The 15,619-nt window shown below is 71.3% G+C and carries 16 protein-coding genes and 1 tRNA gene; 13 read left to right on the forward strand and 4 right to left on the reverse strand.

Annotated elements, in window-relative coordinates; all coding sequences use genetic code 11:
• Nucleotides 1-2 precede the first annotated feature (2 nt).
• A complete protein-coding gene (locus E4622_RS04505; RefSeq protein WP_245155880.1) occupies nt 3-755 on the reverse strand; it encodes a transcriptional regulator in 753 nt (250 codons plus the stop codon).
• Between the two features lie 58 nt (nt 756-813).
• Nucleotides 814-897 (reverse strand) — tRNA-Leu (locus E4622_RS04510).
• A 106-nt stretch (nt 898-1,003) separates the two neighbouring features.
• On the opposite strand from E4622_RS04510, the gene E4622_RS04515 reads away from it, so the two are divergent.
• From E4622_RS04515 to E4622_RS04545, 7 genes are all read left to right on the forward strand, one after another.
• The gene (locus E4622_RS04515; RefSeq protein ID WP_134738851.1) at nt 1,004-1,186 is read left to right on the forward strand and encodes a hypothetical protein; all 183 of its coding nucleotides are present in this window, start codon (nt 1,004-1,006) and stop codon (nt 1,184-1,186) included.
• Between the two features lie 118 nt (nt 1,187-1,304).
• Nucleotides 1,305-1,853 (forward strand): response regulator, encoded by a 549-nt coding sequence (locus E4622_RS04520; RefSeq protein ID WP_245155923.1) that lies wholly within the window; start codon nt 1,305-1,307, stop codon nt 1,851-1,853.
• A gap of 310 nt (nt 1,854-2,163) precedes the next feature.
• Nucleotides 2,164-3,186, forward strand: coding sequence for a branched-chain amino acid ABC transporter substrate-binding protein (locus tag E4622_RS04525; protein WP_209021777.1), 1,023 nt, complete (start codon nt 2,164-2,166; stop codon nt 3,184-3,186).
• Nucleotides 3,187-3,399: 213 nt separating this feature from the next.
• Nucleotides 3,400-4,365 carry a branched-chain amino acid ABC transporter permease gene (locus E4622_RS04530; protein ID WP_134738854.1) on the forward strand — a complete coding sequence of 322 codons (966 nt, stop codon included), beginning with the start codon at nt 3,400-3,402 and terminating at the stop codon, nt 4,363-4,365.
• The gene (locus tag E4622_RS04535) at nt 4,362-5,543 is read left to right on the forward strand and encodes a branched-chain amino acid ABC transporter permease (protein WP_209021778.1); all 1,182 of its coding nucleotides are present in this window, start codon (nt 4,362-4,364) and stop codon (nt 5,541-5,543) included. Before E4622_RS04530 ends, E4622_RS04535 begins: the two co-directional genes overlap by 4 nt.
• Entirely contained in the window at nt 5,536-6,438 is a 903-nt protein-coding gene (locus E4622_RS04540; RefSeq protein ID WP_134738855.1) for an ABC transporter ATP-binding protein, read from the forward strand. Before E4622_RS04535 ends, E4622_RS04540 begins: the two co-directional genes overlap by 8 nt.
• Complete coding sequence (locus E4622_RS04545) at nt 6,422-7,132, forward strand: ABC transporter ATP-binding protein (RefSeq protein WP_134738856.1); 711 nt, start codon at nt 6,422-6,424, stop codon at nt 7,130-7,132. The genes E4622_RS04540 and E4622_RS04545 overlap by 17 nt, the downstream gene beginning before the upstream one ends.
• Nucleotides 7,133-7,154: 22 nt before the next feature.
• Here the strand turns inward: E4622_RS04545 and E4622_RS04550 are convergent, their stop codons facing one another.
• Nucleotides 7,155-7,877, reverse strand: a complete 723-nt coding sequence (locus tag E4622_RS04550; protein ID WP_245155881.1) for a DUF554 domain-containing protein — start codon at nt 7,875-7,877, stop codon at nt 7,155-7,157.
• Nucleotides 7,878-8,017: 140 nt separating this feature from the next.
• Between E4622_RS04550 and E4622_RS04555 the strand changes: the two genes are divergently transcribed.
• The gene (locus tag E4622_RS04555; RefSeq protein ID WP_245155882.1) at nt 8,018-8,602 is read left to right on the forward strand and encodes a GNAT family N-acetyltransferase; all 585 of its coding nucleotides are present in this window, start codon (nt 8,018-8,020) and stop codon (nt 8,600-8,602) included.
• Between the two features lies 1 nt (nt 8,603).
• Here the strand turns inward: E4622_RS04555 and E4622_RS04560 are convergent, their stop codons facing one another.
• Nucleotides 8,604-9,086: a hotdog fold thioesterase gene (locus tag E4622_RS04560; RefSeq protein ID WP_348536973.1), complete on the reverse strand. Its 483-nt coding sequence runs from the start codon at nt 9,084-9,086 to the stop codon at nt 8,604-8,606.
• A 15-nt stretch (nt 9,087-9,101) separates the two neighbouring features.
• On the opposite strand from E4622_RS04560, the gene polA reads away from it, so the two are divergent.
• The 5 genes from polA to E4622_RS04585 are packed head-to-tail and all read left to right on the forward strand — an operon-like array spanning nt 9,102 to nt 15,619.
• Nucleotides 9,102-11,792: a DNA polymerase I gene (gene polA / locus E4622_RS04565; RefSeq protein ID WP_134738857.1), complete on the forward strand. Its 2,691-nt coding sequence runs from the start codon at nt 9,102-9,104 to the stop codon at nt 11,790-11,792.
• The gene (locus E4622_RS04570; protein WP_134738858.1) at nt 11,792-12,130 is read left to right on the forward strand and encodes a hypothetical protein; all 339 of its coding nucleotides are present in this window, start codon (nt 11,792-11,794) and stop codon (nt 12,128-12,130) included. Before polA ends, E4622_RS04570 begins: the two co-directional genes overlap by 1 nt.
• Nucleotides 12,127-13,521: a GMC family oxidoreductase gene (locus E4622_RS23310; RefSeq protein ID WP_134738859.1), complete on the forward strand. Its 1,395-nt coding sequence runs from the start codon at nt 12,127-12,129 to the stop codon at nt 13,519-13,521. The genes E4622_RS04570 and E4622_RS23310 overlap by 4 nt, the downstream gene beginning before the upstream one ends.
• Nucleotides 13,518-14,597 (forward strand): NAD(P)-dependent oxidoreductase, encoded by a 1,080-nt coding sequence (locus E4622_RS04580; RefSeq protein WP_134738860.1) that lies wholly within the window; start codon nt 13,518-13,520, stop codon nt 14,595-14,597. Before E4622_RS23310 ends, E4622_RS04580 begins: the two co-directional genes overlap by 4 nt.
• Nucleotides 14,594-15,619, forward strand: a complete 1,026-nt coding sequence (locus E4622_RS04585) for an NAD-dependent epimerase/dehydratase family protein (protein WP_134738861.1) — start codon at nt 14,594-14,596, stop codon at nt 15,617-15,619. Before E4622_RS04580 ends, E4622_RS04585 begins: the two co-directional genes overlap by 4 nt.

Below are 15,619 nucleotides of genomic sequence, written 5' to 3' on the forward strand. Positions count from 1 at the left end.
GGTCAGCGCTTCAGCCCGATGAGCGCGTCCAGGCGCGCCACCCCGGCGCGCGTCGACACGCTGATGGTGCGCGCGTTGGACTGCCGCCACGGCACGTCCGCGAGGTCGAGCGCCCAGCAGCACAGCTCGCGGATGTCGTCGGAGTAGTTGGTGAACTGCCAGCGCGGGTAGGCGTAGTACTTCATGGCACCCGCAACCGGCCGACGGACCCGATTGACGAACCGGCTGCCGTCGGAGTGGAACAGTCCGCGCAGGAACGCCGCCGGGTGGTCCTCGACGACGGCGCGCTGCCAGTCTTCGAGGATGATCGGTCGTGAGTGCTTGAGGCCGGGACCGTGCTGGGGGAAGAGGCACGGCCAGTGCTTCCAGGAGACCGTGAGGATCAGGCAGCCCGTCACGTGACGCACGTGGGGGCGTCCCCCAGGTTTGACCTGGGCCATGAGCGACAGGATGCGCGCGTTGTTCTCCTCGTAGCGCTTGTCGTTGAAGACGTGAAGGTTGAAGATCCCGCGACGACCTCGGCTGAGATGACCGTCGCCGAGGTACCAGCCGAGCAGCTCGGCGTACGGAGCATGGTCGAGGGGGGCGTTGTCACACCGTGGACACGGCACGGCGCAATGCGTCTGTCCGCGCGGCAGGCCGCGGCGTTGATAGTCGCGGCGCCACCGCCGGACGGTCTTGATCGCCACGCCGTGCTGGGCGGCGTTGTCGGCGTCGGGGACGCCGGCGTCCGACGCGCGCAGTGCGCTGTCCACGGTGTGTTGCGATCGGATGTGGGGCACCCCGTCATGGTGAGAGGCGCCGCCGACACCGTGCCGGGTGTGGGACTTGAACCCACATGTCCTTTCGGACGATGGTGTTTGAGACCATTGCGTATACCGATTCCGCCAACCCGGCTGGGCAGCGTCACCCTACCTACACGTGCGCGCCGCACCCTCTCTGGACAAAGTCGACTGACTAACTGTACTTTGATGCCACGAGTCCCGGTATCGGAGGTCAGGCCATGTGGATGCCCTGGGAGTGGGCCGCGCGGAGCAACGCGCGTGCCGTGGAGAACGCCCGGACGGCCACGACGCTGTGCAGCCGCCGGCGCCTGGAGCAGGCCGAGGTGGAGCTCTACCTCGCCGCCCTCACCCCCCAGCCGTACGGCGGTCAGGTCGCCGCGAGCGGGGCGACCGGTTCCTGAGCCGGGGGCGCCGGGGGAGCGGGCGCCCGACTAGCCTGGCGTCGTGACCGAGCCTGCCACCGACCACGCCACCGCGCACCGCACCGTCGTCATCGCGGAGGACGAGACGCTGATCCGCATGGACCTCGCGGAGATGCTCACCGAGGAGGGCTACTCCGTGGTCGGCCAGGCCGGTGACGGGGCCCGGGCGATCGAGCTCGCCGAGGAGCACCGCCCCGACCTGGTCATCCTCGACGTGAAGATGCCCGTGCTCGACGGCATCGCCGCGGCGGAGGCCATCGCCGGCAAGCGGATCGCCCCGGTCGTCATCCTCACGGCGTTCTCCCAGCGCGACCTCGTCGAGCGGGCCCGCGACGCCGGCGCGATGGCCTACCTCGTCAAGCCGTTCTCCAAGACCGATCTGCTCCCGGCGATCGAGATGGCGGTCAGCCGCTTCGCCGAGCTCAGCATGCTGGAGGCCGAGGTCGCCGACCTCACCGAGCGCCTCGAGACGCGCAAGGCGGTCGACCGCGCCAAGGGTGTCCTGCAGAAGCAGCTGAGCCTGTCCGAACCGGAAGCCTTCCGCTGGATCCAGAAGACGGCGATGGATCTTCGTCTCTCCATGCGGCAGGTGGCGGAAGGCGTCGTGGAGCACGGTCCGGGCGTCACCGGCGCCGGCGACGGCTGAGCGGCGCTCGATAACGGATCGGTGATGATTCGGCAGCCTTCGCGCAAGTTCCTTACAGGAGGGTGCTCCCGGGTGTACGTTTCCGCACCGGAGGCACCGGCACCGTCGGGATGCCGTCCTCCGACAACTCTGCGTCCTCGGTAGTCGGCCGAGGTCCTGACGAGAGGTAGATGTCTTGAGGCGAAACACACGATTCGGGCTGGGAGCAGTGGTCGTAACGCTGGCCCTGGCCGTTTCTGCTTGTGGAACGACCGACGATGACAAGCCGGGTGCGGGTGGCGGGGACGACTGCGCCTTCAACATCGGCGTGATGGGTGCCCTCAGCGGCAGCAACGCCAGCGTCGTGCTGCCCTCGGTCAACGGTGCCAAGCTGGCCCTGAAGCAGTGGTCCGCGGACAACGACGACTGCGAGATCTCCCTCGAGGAGTTCGACACCGAGGGCGACCCGGCCAAGGCCACGCCGGCTGCGACCAAGATGGCCACGGACGAGACCTTCATCGGCGTCATGGGTGGCGCCTTCTCCGGTGAGACCCGCGCGACGAAGGCCACCTTCGACGACGCCGGCCTGACCATGATCAGCCAGTCCGCCACGGCCACCGACCTCACCACCGAGGAGCCGGCCGCGGTGTTCCACCGCGTCATCGGCTACGACGAGGTCCAGGGTGCGGCCATCGGCCGCTACCTGCGCGACGTCGCGGGCGCCAAGAAGGTCTTCGTCGTCGACGACTCGACCACCTACGGCGAGCCCCTGGCCACCAAGGTCAAGGACGAGCTGGGCGACCTGGTCGTCGACAGTGACAAGACCCAGGAGGGCCAGACCGAGTTCTCCGCCGTCGTCTCGAAGATCGAGTCGGCCAAGCCCGACGCCGTCTTCTACGCCGGGTACGCCGCCGAGGCGGGCCCGTTCCTGAAGCAGCTCCGCGACGCCGGTGTGACCGCGACCTTCGTGGGTGGTGACGGCCTCTACGGCGCCGACTTCCCCAAGGCCGCCGGTGACGCCGCCGAGGGCGCCATCGTCACCTGCCCGTGCCTCCCGGCCGACAAGGCCGAGGGCACCTTCGGCGCCGACTACGAGGCCGAGTTCGGCGAGGCGCCCGGCGCCTACGCCGCCGAGGGCTTCGACGTCATGACGATCTTCCTCGCCGGCATCAAGGACGGTGCCCGTGACCGCAAGGCCATGGAGGAGTTCGTCGACGGCTACACCGGCAAGGGCCTGACGAAGGACTACGCCTTCGACGACAAGGGCGACGTCGCCGAGGAGAACGTCGTGATCTGGAGCTACAAGGTCACCGACGGCACCCTCACGGCCGAGCAGGAGATCCCCAAGGCGTAACGCACGACGCACAACTGACCAGCGGGGCGGCCGGGTCGAGACCCGGCCGCCCCACAGGCCGTGCCCACGCACCGTGGGACGGCCTGGCCCACCCCCCGGGCTCACCCCCCCCCCCCAACCGCCCCGGGGGGGGGGCGGGGCCGCCCCCCCCCCGCCCCTCTGGCATGGCCCACGCACCGTGGGCCGTCCTGGCCCACGCACTGGGGAGACTCCATGGATTTCAGCAGCCTCATCGACCAGATCGGTGAGCACACCGCCAACGGCTTGACCAAGGGCGCGATCTACGCCCTCGTCGCTCTCGGCTACACGCTCGTCTACGGCGTTCTGCGCCTCATCAACTTCGCCCACTCCGAGGTCTTCATGGTGGGGACGTGGGCCGTTCTCGGGGTCTACACCGTCCTGGGCGCCACCGGCGGCAGCGGTGTCGGCCTCGTGATCCTCGCGACCGCGCTCGCCGCGCTGGCGGCCGTGGTCGCCTCGGCCAGCACCGCGCTCATCGTGGAGCGGGTCGCCTACCGGCCGCTGCGCAAGAAGAACGCGCCGCCGCTCATCTTCCTGATCACCGCGATCGGCTGCTCGCTGGTCCTGGTCGAGCTGTTCGGCCACGTGTTCCGGGTGTTCTTCGGCCCGCCGTTCGGTCGTGCGCTGGTGAGCATCCCCAGCCTCATCGACACCGAGGTCTGGCTCGACCTGGGCAAGACCTCGATCACCAACATGCAGATCATCGTGGTCGTGGGCGCCGTCGTGATGATGGTCGCGCTCGACACCTTCGTGAACAAGACCCGGTTGGGCCGCGGCGTGCGCGCCGTCGCCCAGGACCCCGACACCGCCGCCCTCATGGGCGTCAACCAGGACCGGGTGATCATGCTCGTCTTCATCCTGGGTGGGGCCATGGCCGGCGTCGCGGCGATCCTCTACACGATGAACTACGACATCACGAAGTTCGACATCGGCTTCCTGATCGGGGTCAAGGCGTTCACCGCGGCCGTGCTCGGGGGCATCGGCAACCTGCGCGGCGCGCTCGTCGGGGGTCTGCTGCTGGGCGTCGTCGAGGTCTACTCCTCCACCCTGTTCAGCTCCAACTGGGAGGACGTCACCGCGTTCGTCGTCCTGATCCTGGTGCTGATGTTCCGACCGACCGGCATCCTCGGTGAGTCGCTAGGAAAGGCACGCGCATGAGTGACTCTGGCAAGGGCTCCGACACCGCTGTCGCGTCCCCCAAGGGCCTTCTGGGCCTGCCCCACCTCGGCCTGCGCGACAAGTGGGAGCGTGGTCCGATCTGGATGAAGCTCCCCGTCGTCCTGGCGTTGGTCTCGTTCTGCTTCTACCTGCCGTTCCTCAACATCCTGCCGTTCGCGCAGGTGCGGACCGACCTCAGCGCCGCAGGCACCGACTGGTCCAGCGTGCTGTTCCTGATCGTGGTCTACATGATCGTCGCGGTCGGCCTCAACGTCGTGATCGGCCTCGCCGGCCTGCTCGACCTGGGCTACGTCGGCTTCTACGCGCTCGGCGCCTACTCCGTGGCCCTCTTCGGGTCCTCGAGCTCGCCCGTGACGATCTCCCTGCAGGAGAAGTTCGGCTTCAGCGAGGGCTGGGCGGTGCCGTTCGCGGCCTGCATCCCGCTGGCGATCGCGTTCGCGCTGGTCGCCGGCGTCATCCTCGGCGCCCCGACGCTGCGGCTGCGCGGTGACTACCTGGCCATCGTGACGATGGGCTTCGGAGAGATCATCCGGATCATCCTGCGCAACGCGACCGACATCACCGGTGGCCCCAAGGGCGTCATCGGCATCCCCAAGCCTCCGGGCCCCGTGGACGCCGACGGCCGCGACTTCTTCAACGGCCTCGACGTGCATCGCTGGTACTGGCTGGCGCTGATCGTGCTGTTCCTGCTGATGTTCCTCGTGCGCCGGCTGGAGAACAGCCGCGTGGGCCGGTCCTGGCTCGCGATCCGCGAGGACGAGGACGCCGCGCGGATCATGGGTGTCAACGCGTTCAAGTTCAAGCTGTGGGCCTTCGCGATCGGCGCCATGCTCGGCGCGATCGCCGGCGTGCTCTTCGCCAGCAAGCAGGGGGTGGTCGAGCCCAACGGCTTCAAGCTCAACCTCTCGTTCCTGTTCGTGGCGATGGTCGTCATCGGTGGCTCCGGCAACATGATGGGCGCGCTGTTCGGCGCCTTCCTGATCACCTACCTGCCCGAGCGGTTCCGGTTCCTGGACCAGTGGCGTCCGTTCGGCTTCGGGGTCGCGCTGGTCGCCGTCATGGTGCTGCGCCCGCAGGGCCTGATCCCCAACCGCCGAAGAGCTCGAGAGCTCGAGGACCGCAAGGCAGAGGCAGAGGAGGCGGCAGTCGATGTCTGAGCAGACGATGGAGTCCACCCGTGCGGCAGGACACGAGCCGGGGGAGGTGCTGCTCGAGGTCGACCACGTCACGTTGAGGTTCGGCGGTGTCGTCGCGCTCAACGACGTCGACTTCCAGATCCGTCGGGGCGAGATCCTCGGCCTGATCGGTCCCAACGGCGCCGGCAAGACCACCTGCTTCAACGCGATGACCGGCGTCTACAAGCCGACGTCGGGGGAGATCCGGTTCACCGGCAAGCAGATCAGCGGCCGACCGAGCCACCAGATCACCGCGATGGGCATCGCCCGCACGTTCCAGAACATCCGGCTCTTCCCCGAGATGTCGGCGCTGGAGAACGTGATGGTCGGCTGCGACACGCGCCACAAGACGAGTGTGCTGGGCGCCCTGTTCCGGCTCTACCGCGTCCGCCCGAAGGAGCACGAGCTCCCCGACAACGGGATCAAGCGCGCCTTCGCCAAGGTGTTCGGCACCAGCCGCCACGTCCTGGAGGAGCGGGCGGGCCGCGAGAAGGCGATGGCGCTGCTGCGCTTCGTCGGCGTGGCCGACCGGGCGCACGAGCTGTCGCGCAACCTGCCCTACGGCTACCAGCGCCGCCTCGAGATCGCGCGCGCCATGGCCACCGATCCCCAGCTCCTCTGCCTGGACGAGCCGGCTGCCGGCTTCAACCCGGCAGAGAAGGAGGACCTGATGGACCTGATCCGTCAGATCCGCGACCGGGGCCTCACCGTGCTGCTCATCGAGCACGACATGAAGCTGGTCATGGGCGTCACCGACCGGATCGTGGTGCTGGAGTTCGGGACGAAGATCGCCGACGGGCTGCCCGCCGAGGTCGCCCGCAACCCCAAGGTCATCGCTGCCTACCTAGGAGAGCCCGACGATGCTGCTTCAGCTTGAGGACGTGGTCCTCGCCTACGGAAAGATCGAGGCGCTGCACGGCCTGACGATCGACGTGGAGGAGGGCGAGGTCGTCGCCCTGATCGGCGCCAACGGCGCCGGCAAGACCTCGACCATGCGCGCGGTCTCGGGGGTGCGCGGCATCCAGTCCGGGAGGATCATCTTCCAGGGCGAGGACGTCACCAAGCTCCGCGCCGACCAGCGGGTGCGCAAGGGGCTGAGCCTGGCCCCGGAGGGGCGCGGGATCTTCCCCGGCATGACCGTCGTGGAGAACCTCGACATGGGTGCCTACACCCGTCGTGACAAGCCCGAGGTCGGCAAGGACTTCGACCGGGTCTTCGACCTGTTCCCGCGGCTCAACGAGCGCCGCAAGCAGATCGCGGGCACGATGTCCGGCGGGGAGCAGCAGATGCTCGCCATCGGTCGCGCGCTGATGGCGCGACCCAAGCTGCTGCTGCTGGACGAGCCGTCGATGGGCCTGGCGCCGATGCTGATCCAGCAGATCTTCACGATCATCACGGAGATCGCGGAGCAGGGCACCACCATCCTGGTGGTGGAGCAGAACGCCAAGCAGGCGCTCTCGCGCGCCGACCGGGCCTACGTCCTGGAGACGGGCCGGATCGTCAAGACCGGCACCGGCGCCGACCTCCTCGACGACCCGAGCATCCGCGAGGCCTACCTCGGCGTCGCATAGGTAGTGGTGAGGGCCGCCGCCGTCATCGGACGGCGGCGGCCACCGCCACCAGCACGGGCGCGAGGAGCAGCGCGGGCAGCAGGTCCGCGACCGGGATCTCCCGGATCCTCAGGAGCCGCAGGGCCACGCCCACCAGCAGCAGGCCGCCGACGGCGGTGATCGCGGCGAGCTCGGCGTCGGGCAGCACGTCGCCCAGCAGCACGCCGACGAGCGTCAGCCCGCCCTGGACCACCACCACGGTGATCGCCGACGCCGCCACGCCCCAGCCGAAGGCCGAGGCGAACGCGATCGCCGCGAAGCCGTCCAGGGTCGCCTTGAGGAAGAGCTGGTCGGCGCCGTTGCCCAGGCCGTCGTTGAGCGAGCCCAGGATCGTCAGCGGGCCGGTGCAGAACAGCAGCGAGGACACCACGAAGCCCTCGATGAACCGGTGCCGCTCGACCGAGCCCGCGTCCCCGGCGAGCCGGCGCTGCAGCCAGCCGCCGACCGCCTCCACCCGCTGCTCCAGGCGCAGCAGCGAGCCCACGATGCCGCCCAGGACCAGCGAGCCCAGGACGACCAGCATCGGGGCGCTGTCACCGACCCGGTCCGCGAGCGCCGGGTCGAGCACCGCGACGGCCGACGTCGCCGCGATCAGCAGCGTGACCAGGCCGAGCGCGTCGGTCACCAGGTCGCGGGTCCGCTCGGGCAGGCGGTCGCCGAGCAGGCGGCCCAGCAGGGCCCCCAGCAGGACGGTCGCGACGTTCACGACGGTTCCGATTCCGGGGATCACGGGACTCCTCTGTCCAGGGTGGGCGGGCTGAGCGTAGTCTTCGGGCAGATCGTGCACGGGGCGGCGCGTACGCGCAGCCGCTGTCCAAGGGTTTTCCGGGCCTGGGGAGGCGAGAGATGAGTCGGTCGCTGGTGTCGCTGCGCTGTGCGGAGCTGTCCGACGCGCCGGTGCTGGCCGAGCTCTGGTGCGACGGGCTGCGCCGCGCCGACCCCCACGAGCAGGTGGCCGACCTCGAGCTCGTCATCAAGGGCGCCACCGCCTCGCCGGAGCAGCGCATGCTCGTGGCGGAGTACGACGGTGCGCTCGCCGGCGCCATCCTGCTGCGGGTCGCCACCCTGTCGGCGATCAACCTCGAGCAGATCGTCCAGGCCGTCTCCCCGCACGTCTTCCCCCAGTACCGCCGCCACGGCATCGGCCGGGCCCTGATGGAGAGCGCCGTGGCCTTCGCCGAGGAGCTGGGGATCGCCCACGTCGCCACCGCAGCCACGTCCGGCTCGCGCGACGCCAACCGGTTCATGGCGCGGCTCGCGCTGGGTCCTTACGCCACCCTGCGCCTGGCGCCCACGGTCGCCGTGCGCGGCAAGCTCACCGCGCAGCGCCCCGTCCTGCCGGGCAACGGCCGTCAGCGCACCCGGCTGCTGGCCGCCCGCCGCTCCATGCGTCGCGCCCAGGTCGAGACCCCCGAGCTCGAGCTCGGGTAGGTCAGCGGCCCATCCGCTCGGCCGGCACCAGCGCGCAGGTGATGCGCGAGGTGCAGACCCGCTTGCCCCGCTCGTCGGTGATGACCACCTCGAAGCAGGCCGAGGTGCGGCCCAGGTGGATCGGGGTCGCCACGCCGGTCACCGTGCCGGAGGTCGCCGAGCGGTGGTGCGTGGCGTTGATGTCGATGCCCACGGCCACCCGGTCGGGGTGGGCGTGCCGGGCCGAGCCGATCGAGCCGAGGCTCTCGGCGAGCACCACCGAGGCGCCCCCGTGCAGGAGGCCGTAGGGCTGGGTGTTGCCCTCGACCGGCATCGTGGCGACGATGCGCTCGGCGGACACCTCGAGCAGCTCGATGCCCATCTTCTCGTTGAGCGCCCCCATGGGCATCTGGGCGAGGAACTCCTCGAGGGGCACGCTGGTCTGCTCGTCGTCGCTCATGGCGTCATTCTCGCCGACCGCACCCAGCACGGTGTCGTCGGTCATGGATAGAGTCGCCGGGTGCCCGACGCTCCCACGACCGACCGTCCGCGCCTGCTGCTGCTCGACGGCCACTCGCTGGCCTACCGCGCCTTCTTCGCGCTGCCCGTGGAGAACTTCTCGACGACCACCGGCCAGCACACCAACGCGGTCTACGGCTTCACCTCGATGCTCATCAACGTCCTGCGCGACGAGCGACCCACGCACCTCGCGGTCGCCTTCGACGTCTCGCGCCAGACCTTCCGCCTCGCCGAGTACGCCGAGTACAAGGCCGGCCGCAACAAGACGCCGACCGAGTTCAGCAGCCAGCTGCCCCTGATCGAGGAGGTGCTGCAGGCGCTGCGCGTGCCCTTCCTCAAGAAGGACGGCTTCGAGGCCGACGACATCATCGCGACCCTGGCGACCCAGGCGCTGGCCGACGACATGGACGTGCTGATCCTCACCGGTGACCGCGACTCGATCCAGCTCGTCACCGACCGCTCCACCGTGCTCTACCCCATGCGCGGGGTCTCCGACCTGGCGCGGATGACGCCGGCGTGGGTCCAGGACAAGTACGGCGTGCCGCCCGAGCGCTACCCCGAGATCGCGGCGCTGGTGGGGGAGACCTCCGACAACCTGCCCGGCGTCCCGGGCGTCGGTGTCGGCTACGCCGCCAAGTGGATCAACCACTACGACGGCCTCGACAACGTGATCCTGCACGCCGACGAGATCACCGGCAAGAAGGGCGAGGCGCTGCGCGCCCACCTCGGCGACGTCATGCGCAACCGCCAGCTCAACCGGCTGGTGACCGACCTCGACCTCGAGCTCGTGCCGGCCGACCTGGCCGTGCGTCCGTGGGACCGCACCGAGGTCCACACGCTCTTCGACGGCCTGGAGTTCCGGGTGCTGCGCGACCGGCTCTTCGAGACCCTCGAGTCCGAGGAGGAGGTCGACGGCCCCGGCTTCGAGCTCACCGGCGACGTGCTGGCCCCCGGCGCCCTCGGCGCCTGGCTCGCCGAGCTCGGCGACGAGCGGGTGGGCCTCCACGTCCGCGGCGGCTGGGGCGCCGGCACCGGTCGCGTCGAGGGTCTCGCCCTGGCCACCGACACCGACCGTGCGGCCTACGTCGACGTGGCGGAGCTGACCCCCGACGACGACGCGGCGCTGGCCGCGTGGCTGGCCGACCACGACAAGCCCAAGGTGCTCCACGACGCCAAGGGCCCGGCGCTGGCCCTGGCCGCCCACGGCTGGACCCTCTACGGCGTCGCCTCCGACACCGCGCTGGCCGCCTACCTCGTGCGTCCCGACCAGCGCTCCTACGACCTCGCCGACCTCACCGTGCGCTACCTGCGCCGCGAGCTGCGCCAGGAGCAGGAGCCCGAGCAGGACGCCCTCTTCGACACCGCCGAGGGCGGCGGCCACGCCGTCGCGGCGACCGCGATGCTGCACGCGCGGGCCGTGCTCGAGCTGGCCGCGGCCCTCGACACCGCGATCGAGGAGCACGGCGGCACCCGCCTGCTCGCCGACATGGAGCTGCCGCTGGTCGAGCTGCTGACGCTGATGGAGCAGACCGGGATCGCGGTCGACACCGAGCACCTCGAGGCGCTCCAGGGCGAGTTCGACACCGAGGTGCGCAAGGCGGCCCAGTCGGCCTACGACGCGATCGGCAAGGAGATCAACCTCGGCTCGCCCAAGCAGCTGCAGGTGGTGCTCTTCGACGAGCTCGACATGCCCAAGACCAAGCGCACCAAGACCGGCTACACCACCGATGCCGACGCCCTGCAGGCGCTCTACGTCAAGACCGAGCACCCGTTCCTCGAGCACCTCCTGCGCCACCGCGACGTGATCCGGCTGCGCCAGACCATCGAGGGGCTGCTCAAGACGGTCGCGCCCGACGGGCGCATCCACACGACGTTCAACCAGACCATCGCCGCGACCGGGCGCCTGTCCAGCACCGACCCCAACCTGCAGAACATCCCGATCCGCACCGAGGAGGGTCGCCGGATCCGCGAGGCGTTCGTGGTCGGCGGGGGCTACGACTGCCTCCTGACCGCCGACTACAGCCAGATCGAGATGCGGATCATGGCCCACCTCTCGGAGGACGAGCTCCTCATCGAGGCGTTCCGCTCGGGGCGCGACTTCCACTCGATCACGGCCGCGCGGGTCTTCGACGTGCCCGCCGACGACGTCAGCGTCGAGATGCGGGCCAAGATCAAGGCCATGAACTACGGCCTGGCCTACGGCCTGTCGGCGTTCGGCCTGTCGCAGCAGCTGGCCATCGAGCCGGCCGAGGCGCGCGGGCTGATGGATGAGTACTTCGAGACCTTCGGCGGGATCCGCGACTACCTCGGCGGGGTCGTCGACGAGGCGCGCAAGACCGGCTACACCGAGACGATCATGGGTCGTCGCCGCTACCTGCCCGACCTCACCAGCGACAACCGGCAGCGCCGCGAGATGGCGGAGCGGATGGCGCTCAACGCCCCGATCCAGGGCTCCGCGGCCGACCTGATCAAGATCGCGATGCTCAACGTCCAGCGCGCGCTCGAGGAGCAGGGGATGCGCTCGCGGATGCTGCTGCAGGTGCACGACGAGCTCGTGCTCGAGGTCGCCGAGGGCGAGCGCGAGCGCCTGGACGCCCTGGTGCGCGAGCAGATGGGGTCGGCCGCCGAGCTCACCGTGCCGCTCGACGTCTCCGTCGGCACCGGCCACAGCTGGCACGAGGCCGCCCACTGATGCCAGCTGCCTCCGTGCGGCTGGCGTCGCTCACCGCGGACCTCCTGGTCCACGACCTGCCGGAGGCCTCGGTCCACGACGCGGCCGCGATCGGGCGCGCCACCTCTCAGCACCTGGCCTCCCTGCCCGGCGTCACCCGGGCCGGCGTCTGCGTCGCCCAGGCGGCGGTCGTCGGCAGCGCCGCCGTCCTGGGCCGCCGGCCCTACTCGCGGATGACGCCGGATGCCCGGGCCGCGGTCGTGCACCGGCTGGCGGGCAGCGGGCTGCCGCTGGTGTCGGAGTACTTCCGGCTGGTGCGCGGGGTCGCGCTGATGGTCGCCCACGAGGACCCGCGATGACGTACGACGTGGCCGTCGTCGGGTCCGGTCCGGGCGGGGCGGTCACGGCCCGGGAGTGTGCGCGCCGCGGGCTGCGCGTGGTCGTCCTCGAGGAGGGGGCGTGGGTCGAGCCCGGCAGCGCCGAGCCCTACTCGCTGGACCAGATGCGCCGTCAGTACCGCAACCAGGGGCTGACGGTCGCCCTGGGCCGGCCCCCGGTCGCCTACACCGAGGCCAGCTGCGTCGGCGGGGGCAGCGAGGTCAACTCCGGGCTCTACCACCGGGCCGACGCGCAGGTGCTCCAGGAGTGGAGCTCGGCCCACGCCATCGAGGGACTGGGCCTCGCCGACCTCGTCCCGTGGTTCGAGGCCGTCGAGGAGCGGCTCTCGATCAGCACGCCGCCGGGCCCCATGAACGCCGCCTCCGACGTCCTGCGCCGCGGGGCCGAGGCGCTGGGCTGGGACGGCCTCGACGTGCCGCGGTGGGTGCGTCGCGACGCCGGCGCCGCGCCGGTGAAGCAGACCATGCTGCGCACCTACCTCGCGGACGCGGTCGCGGCGGGGGCCGAGGTCCGCTCGGGCGTCCGGGTCGAGCGCCTGCGCCTCGCCGGGGACCGCGTCACCGGCGTGGTGACCGACCGCGAGGTCATCCGGGCCGAGCACGTCGTGGTGTGCGGGGGAGCGGTGCAGAGCCCGGCGCTGCTCCAGCGCAGCGGCCTGCGCCGCAACGTCGGGCGGGGCCTGTCCATGCACCCCACGGTCAAGGTCCTCGCCCAGCTGGACGAGGAGGTCAACGACCCCGCCGACCTGGCGACGTACCAGGTCAAGGAGTTCGCCCCGGCCATGACGATCGGCGGCTCGGCGGGCCGCCCCGGGATGATCGCGCTGGGCCTCTCCGGCACCTGGGACCGCGACCGCGAGCTCGGCGCCGACTGGCGCCGTCAGTCGGTCTACTACGCGTCGATCCGCAGCCAGGGCACCGGCCGCGTCCGGGCCGTGCCCGGCGTGCGCGACCCGGTCGTCACCTACCACCTCACGCGTCGCGACCTGGCGGCGCTCCGCGCCGGCATGGGTCGCCTGATGGTGCTGCTGTCGGCGGCCGGCGCCCAGCTGCAGGTCCCGTCCTACGTCGGCGCCCCCCGGGTCTCGGCCCCGGAGCAGGTCGGCCCCGCGGTCGAGGCGATGAGCCGGGCGGCGGCCGCGGTGATGTCGGTCCATCTCTGCGGCACCGTGCCGATGGGCGAGGACGTCCGCCGCAGCGCCACCGACTCCTTCGGCCGCGTGCACGGGGTGGCCAACCTCAGCGTCAACGACGCCTCGCTGCTCCCGAGCGCACCGGGCGTCAACCCGCAGGGCACACTGATGGCCGTGGCTCACCGCAACGTCGACCGGCTGCTCGAGGGCTCGCGATGACGGCGCGCTGGGAGCCCGCGGGGACCACGGTCCTCACCGGCGGAGGCGGCTGGTTCGGACGTGCCTTCCTGGACGCCGTCGCCCACCCCAGGCCGGAGCACGGACCCGTGGCTCGCGACGGTCAGGTCCGCGTCCTGGCAGCCTCGGCCGCGGAGGTGCCCGCGATCCTCGACGTCCTGCCACGTGCGGTGGTCCACGTGGGCGACGTCGCCGACCCGCACGTGCTCGAGCGTCTCTTCGAGGGCGCCGCCGGGGCCTCGGTCGTCCACGCGGCGGGGGTCATCCACCCGGCGCGCGTGGCCGACTTCGACCGGGTCAACGTCGAGGGCACGCGCGAGGTCCTGCGCGCCGCGTCCCGCGTCGGGGTGCGCCGGCTGGTGCACGTCTCCTCCAACTCCGCCTTCGGGGTCAACGCGACGCCCGACGACCGCTTCCGCCAGCACGAGCCCTACCGGCCCTACCTCGGCTACGGCCGCTCCAAGATGGCCGGCGAGCGGCTGGTGCTGGAGGCGGCCGCGTCCGGGGACACCTCGAGCGTCGTCGTGCGACCGCCGTGGTTCTACGGCCCGTTCCAGCCCGCGCGGCAGAGCTCGTTCTTCACGATGGTGGCCGCGGGCCGGTTCCCGGTCCTCGGCGACGGCGCCCAGCGGCGCTCGATGGTCTTCGTGGACAACCTCGTCCAGGGGGTGGCGCTCGCCGAGCACGCCCCCGACGTCACCGGTCAGGCGTTCTGGGTCGCCGACCGCGAGGCCTACCCCATGGCACACATCGTCGCGACCGTCGCCCAGGTGATGCGCGAGGAGGGCTACGTCGTCAGCGGTCGCCGGCTGCGCGCGCCGGCCCTGGTCGGGAGGCTCGCCGAGCGCGCCGACCGGCTCCTCCAGGACCGCGGCGTCTACCACCAGTCGATCCACGTGCTCGGCGAGATGGACAAGACGATCGCCTGCGACATCTCCGCGACCGAGGCGGCGCTCGGCTACGAGCCGCGGGTCGACCTGGCCGAGGGCATGCGCCGCTCGGTCCGGTGGTGCGCCGCCCAGGGCGTCTCGCTCGCGCCGCGCAGGGCCGAGCGATGAGCGTCGCCCTGGTCACCGGCGGCAGCGGCTACTTCGGCTCGCTGCTGGTCGAGGCGCTGCAGCGCGACGGTCTGGAGGTGCGGGTCCTCGACGTCGTCGACGCTCCCGACCGCCCCCCCGGCGTCGAGCTCTTCCACGGCGACGTGCGCGACGAGGCGCTGGTGGCTCGCGCAGCCGCCGGCGCCGACATGGTGTTCCACAACGTCGCGCAGGTGCCGCTCGCGCGCGACCGCGACCTCTTCGAGTCGGTCAACGTCGAGGGCACGGCGGTGGTGATCCGGGCCTGCGAGCGCGCGGGCGTGGCCAAGCTGGTGCACACCTCCTCGTCGGCGGTCTTCGGCGTCCCCAGCGCCAACCCGGTCACCCGCGCGACCCCCGCCCGCCCGGTCGAGGCCTACGGCCAGGCCAAGCTCGACGCCGAGCTGCTGGTCCGCGCCGCGGTCAGCCGGGGCCTCGACGCCACGATCGTGCGACCCCGCACGATCCTGGGCCACGGCCGGCTGGGGATCTTCGGGATCCTCTTCGACTGGATCGCCGACGGCAGCTCCGTGCCCATCCTGGGTGACGGGAGCAACGTCTACCAGTTCGTGCACGCCGAGGACCTCGCCTCGGCCTGCCTGCTGGCCGCGCGACGGCCCGGTCCGGCCGTCTACAACATCGGCGCCGAGGAGTTCGGCACGATGGGGGAGGCCGTCGGGCACCTCTGCGCCCACGCCGGCACCGGCTCCCGGGTCCGCCACCTCCCGGTCGGACCGACGACCAAGGCGATGGAGTGGTCGGCCCGGCTCGGCCTCACGCCGTTCGCGCCCTACCACTGGATCATGTACAGCCGCTCGCTGTGGTTCGACGTCGCGGACGCCAAGGAGGAGCTCGGGTGGAGCGCCCGGTGGTCCACGGACGCGATGTTCGAGAGCTCCTACGAGTGGTTCCTGCGCCACCGCGACGCCGAGCCCGAGGGTGGGTCGGCGCACCGCCGCTCGGCCAAGCAGGGGCTGCTCCGGGTCGCCAAGCGCGTGCTCTGA

It is taken from the genome of Nocardioides sp. 503 (genome assembly GCF_004522095.1).
GTDB lineage: Bacteria > Actinomycetota > Actinomycetes > Propionibacteriales > Nocardioidaceae > Nocardioides.

Coding starts and splice junctions, on each gene's coding strand:
- E4622_RS04520 (WP_245155923.1), top strand. CDS start 1,305: ATGGACCTCGCGGAGATGCTCACCGAGGAGGGCTACTCCGTGGTCGGC.
- E4622_RS04535 (WP_209021778.1), top strand. CDS start 4,362: ATGAGTGACTCTGGCAAGGGCTCCGACACCGCTGTCGCGTCCCCCAAG.
- E4622_RS04515 (WP_134738851.1), top strand. CDS start 1,004: ATGTGGATGCCCTGGGAGTGGGCCGCGCGGAGCAACGCGCGTGCCGTG.
- E4622_RS04560 (WP_348536973.1), bottom strand. CDS start 9,086: ATGACCGACGACACCGTGCTGGGTGCGGTCGGCGAGAATGACGCCATG.
- E4622_RS23310 (WP_134738859.1), top strand. CDS start 12,127: ATGACGTACGACGTGGCCGTCGTCGGGTCCGGTCCGGGCGGGGCGGTC.
- E4622_RS04545 (WP_134738856.1), top strand. CDS start 6,422: ATGCTGCTTCAGCTTGAGGACGTGGTCCTCGCCTACGGAAAGATCGAG.
- E4622_RS04570 (WP_134738858.1), top strand. CDS start 11,792: ATGCCAGCTGCCTCCGTGCGGCTGGCGTCGCTCACCGCGGACCTCCTG.
- E4622_RS04580 (WP_134738860.1), top strand. CDS start 13,518: ATGACGGCGCGCTGGGAGCCCGCGGGGACCACGGTCCTCACCGGCGGA.
- E4622_RS04585 (WP_134738861.1), top strand. CDS start 14,594: ATGAGCGTCGCCCTGGTCACCGGCGGCAGCGGCTACTTCGGCTCGCTG.
- E4622_RS04540 (WP_134738855.1), top strand. CDS start 5,536: ATGTCTGAGCAGACGATGGAGTCCACCCGTGCGGCAGGACACGAGCCG.
- E4622_RS04555 (WP_245155882.1), top strand. CDS start 8,018: ATGAGTCGGTCGCTGGTGTCGCTGCGCTGTGCGGAGCTGTCCGACGCG.
- E4622_RS04530 (WP_134738854.1), top strand. CDS start 3,400: ATGGATTTCAGCAGCCTCATCGACCAGATCGGTGAGCACACCGCCAAC.
- E4622_RS04525 (WP_209021777.1), top strand. CDS start 2,164: ATGGGTGCCCTCAGCGGCAGCAACGCCAGCGTCGTGCTGCCCTCGGTC.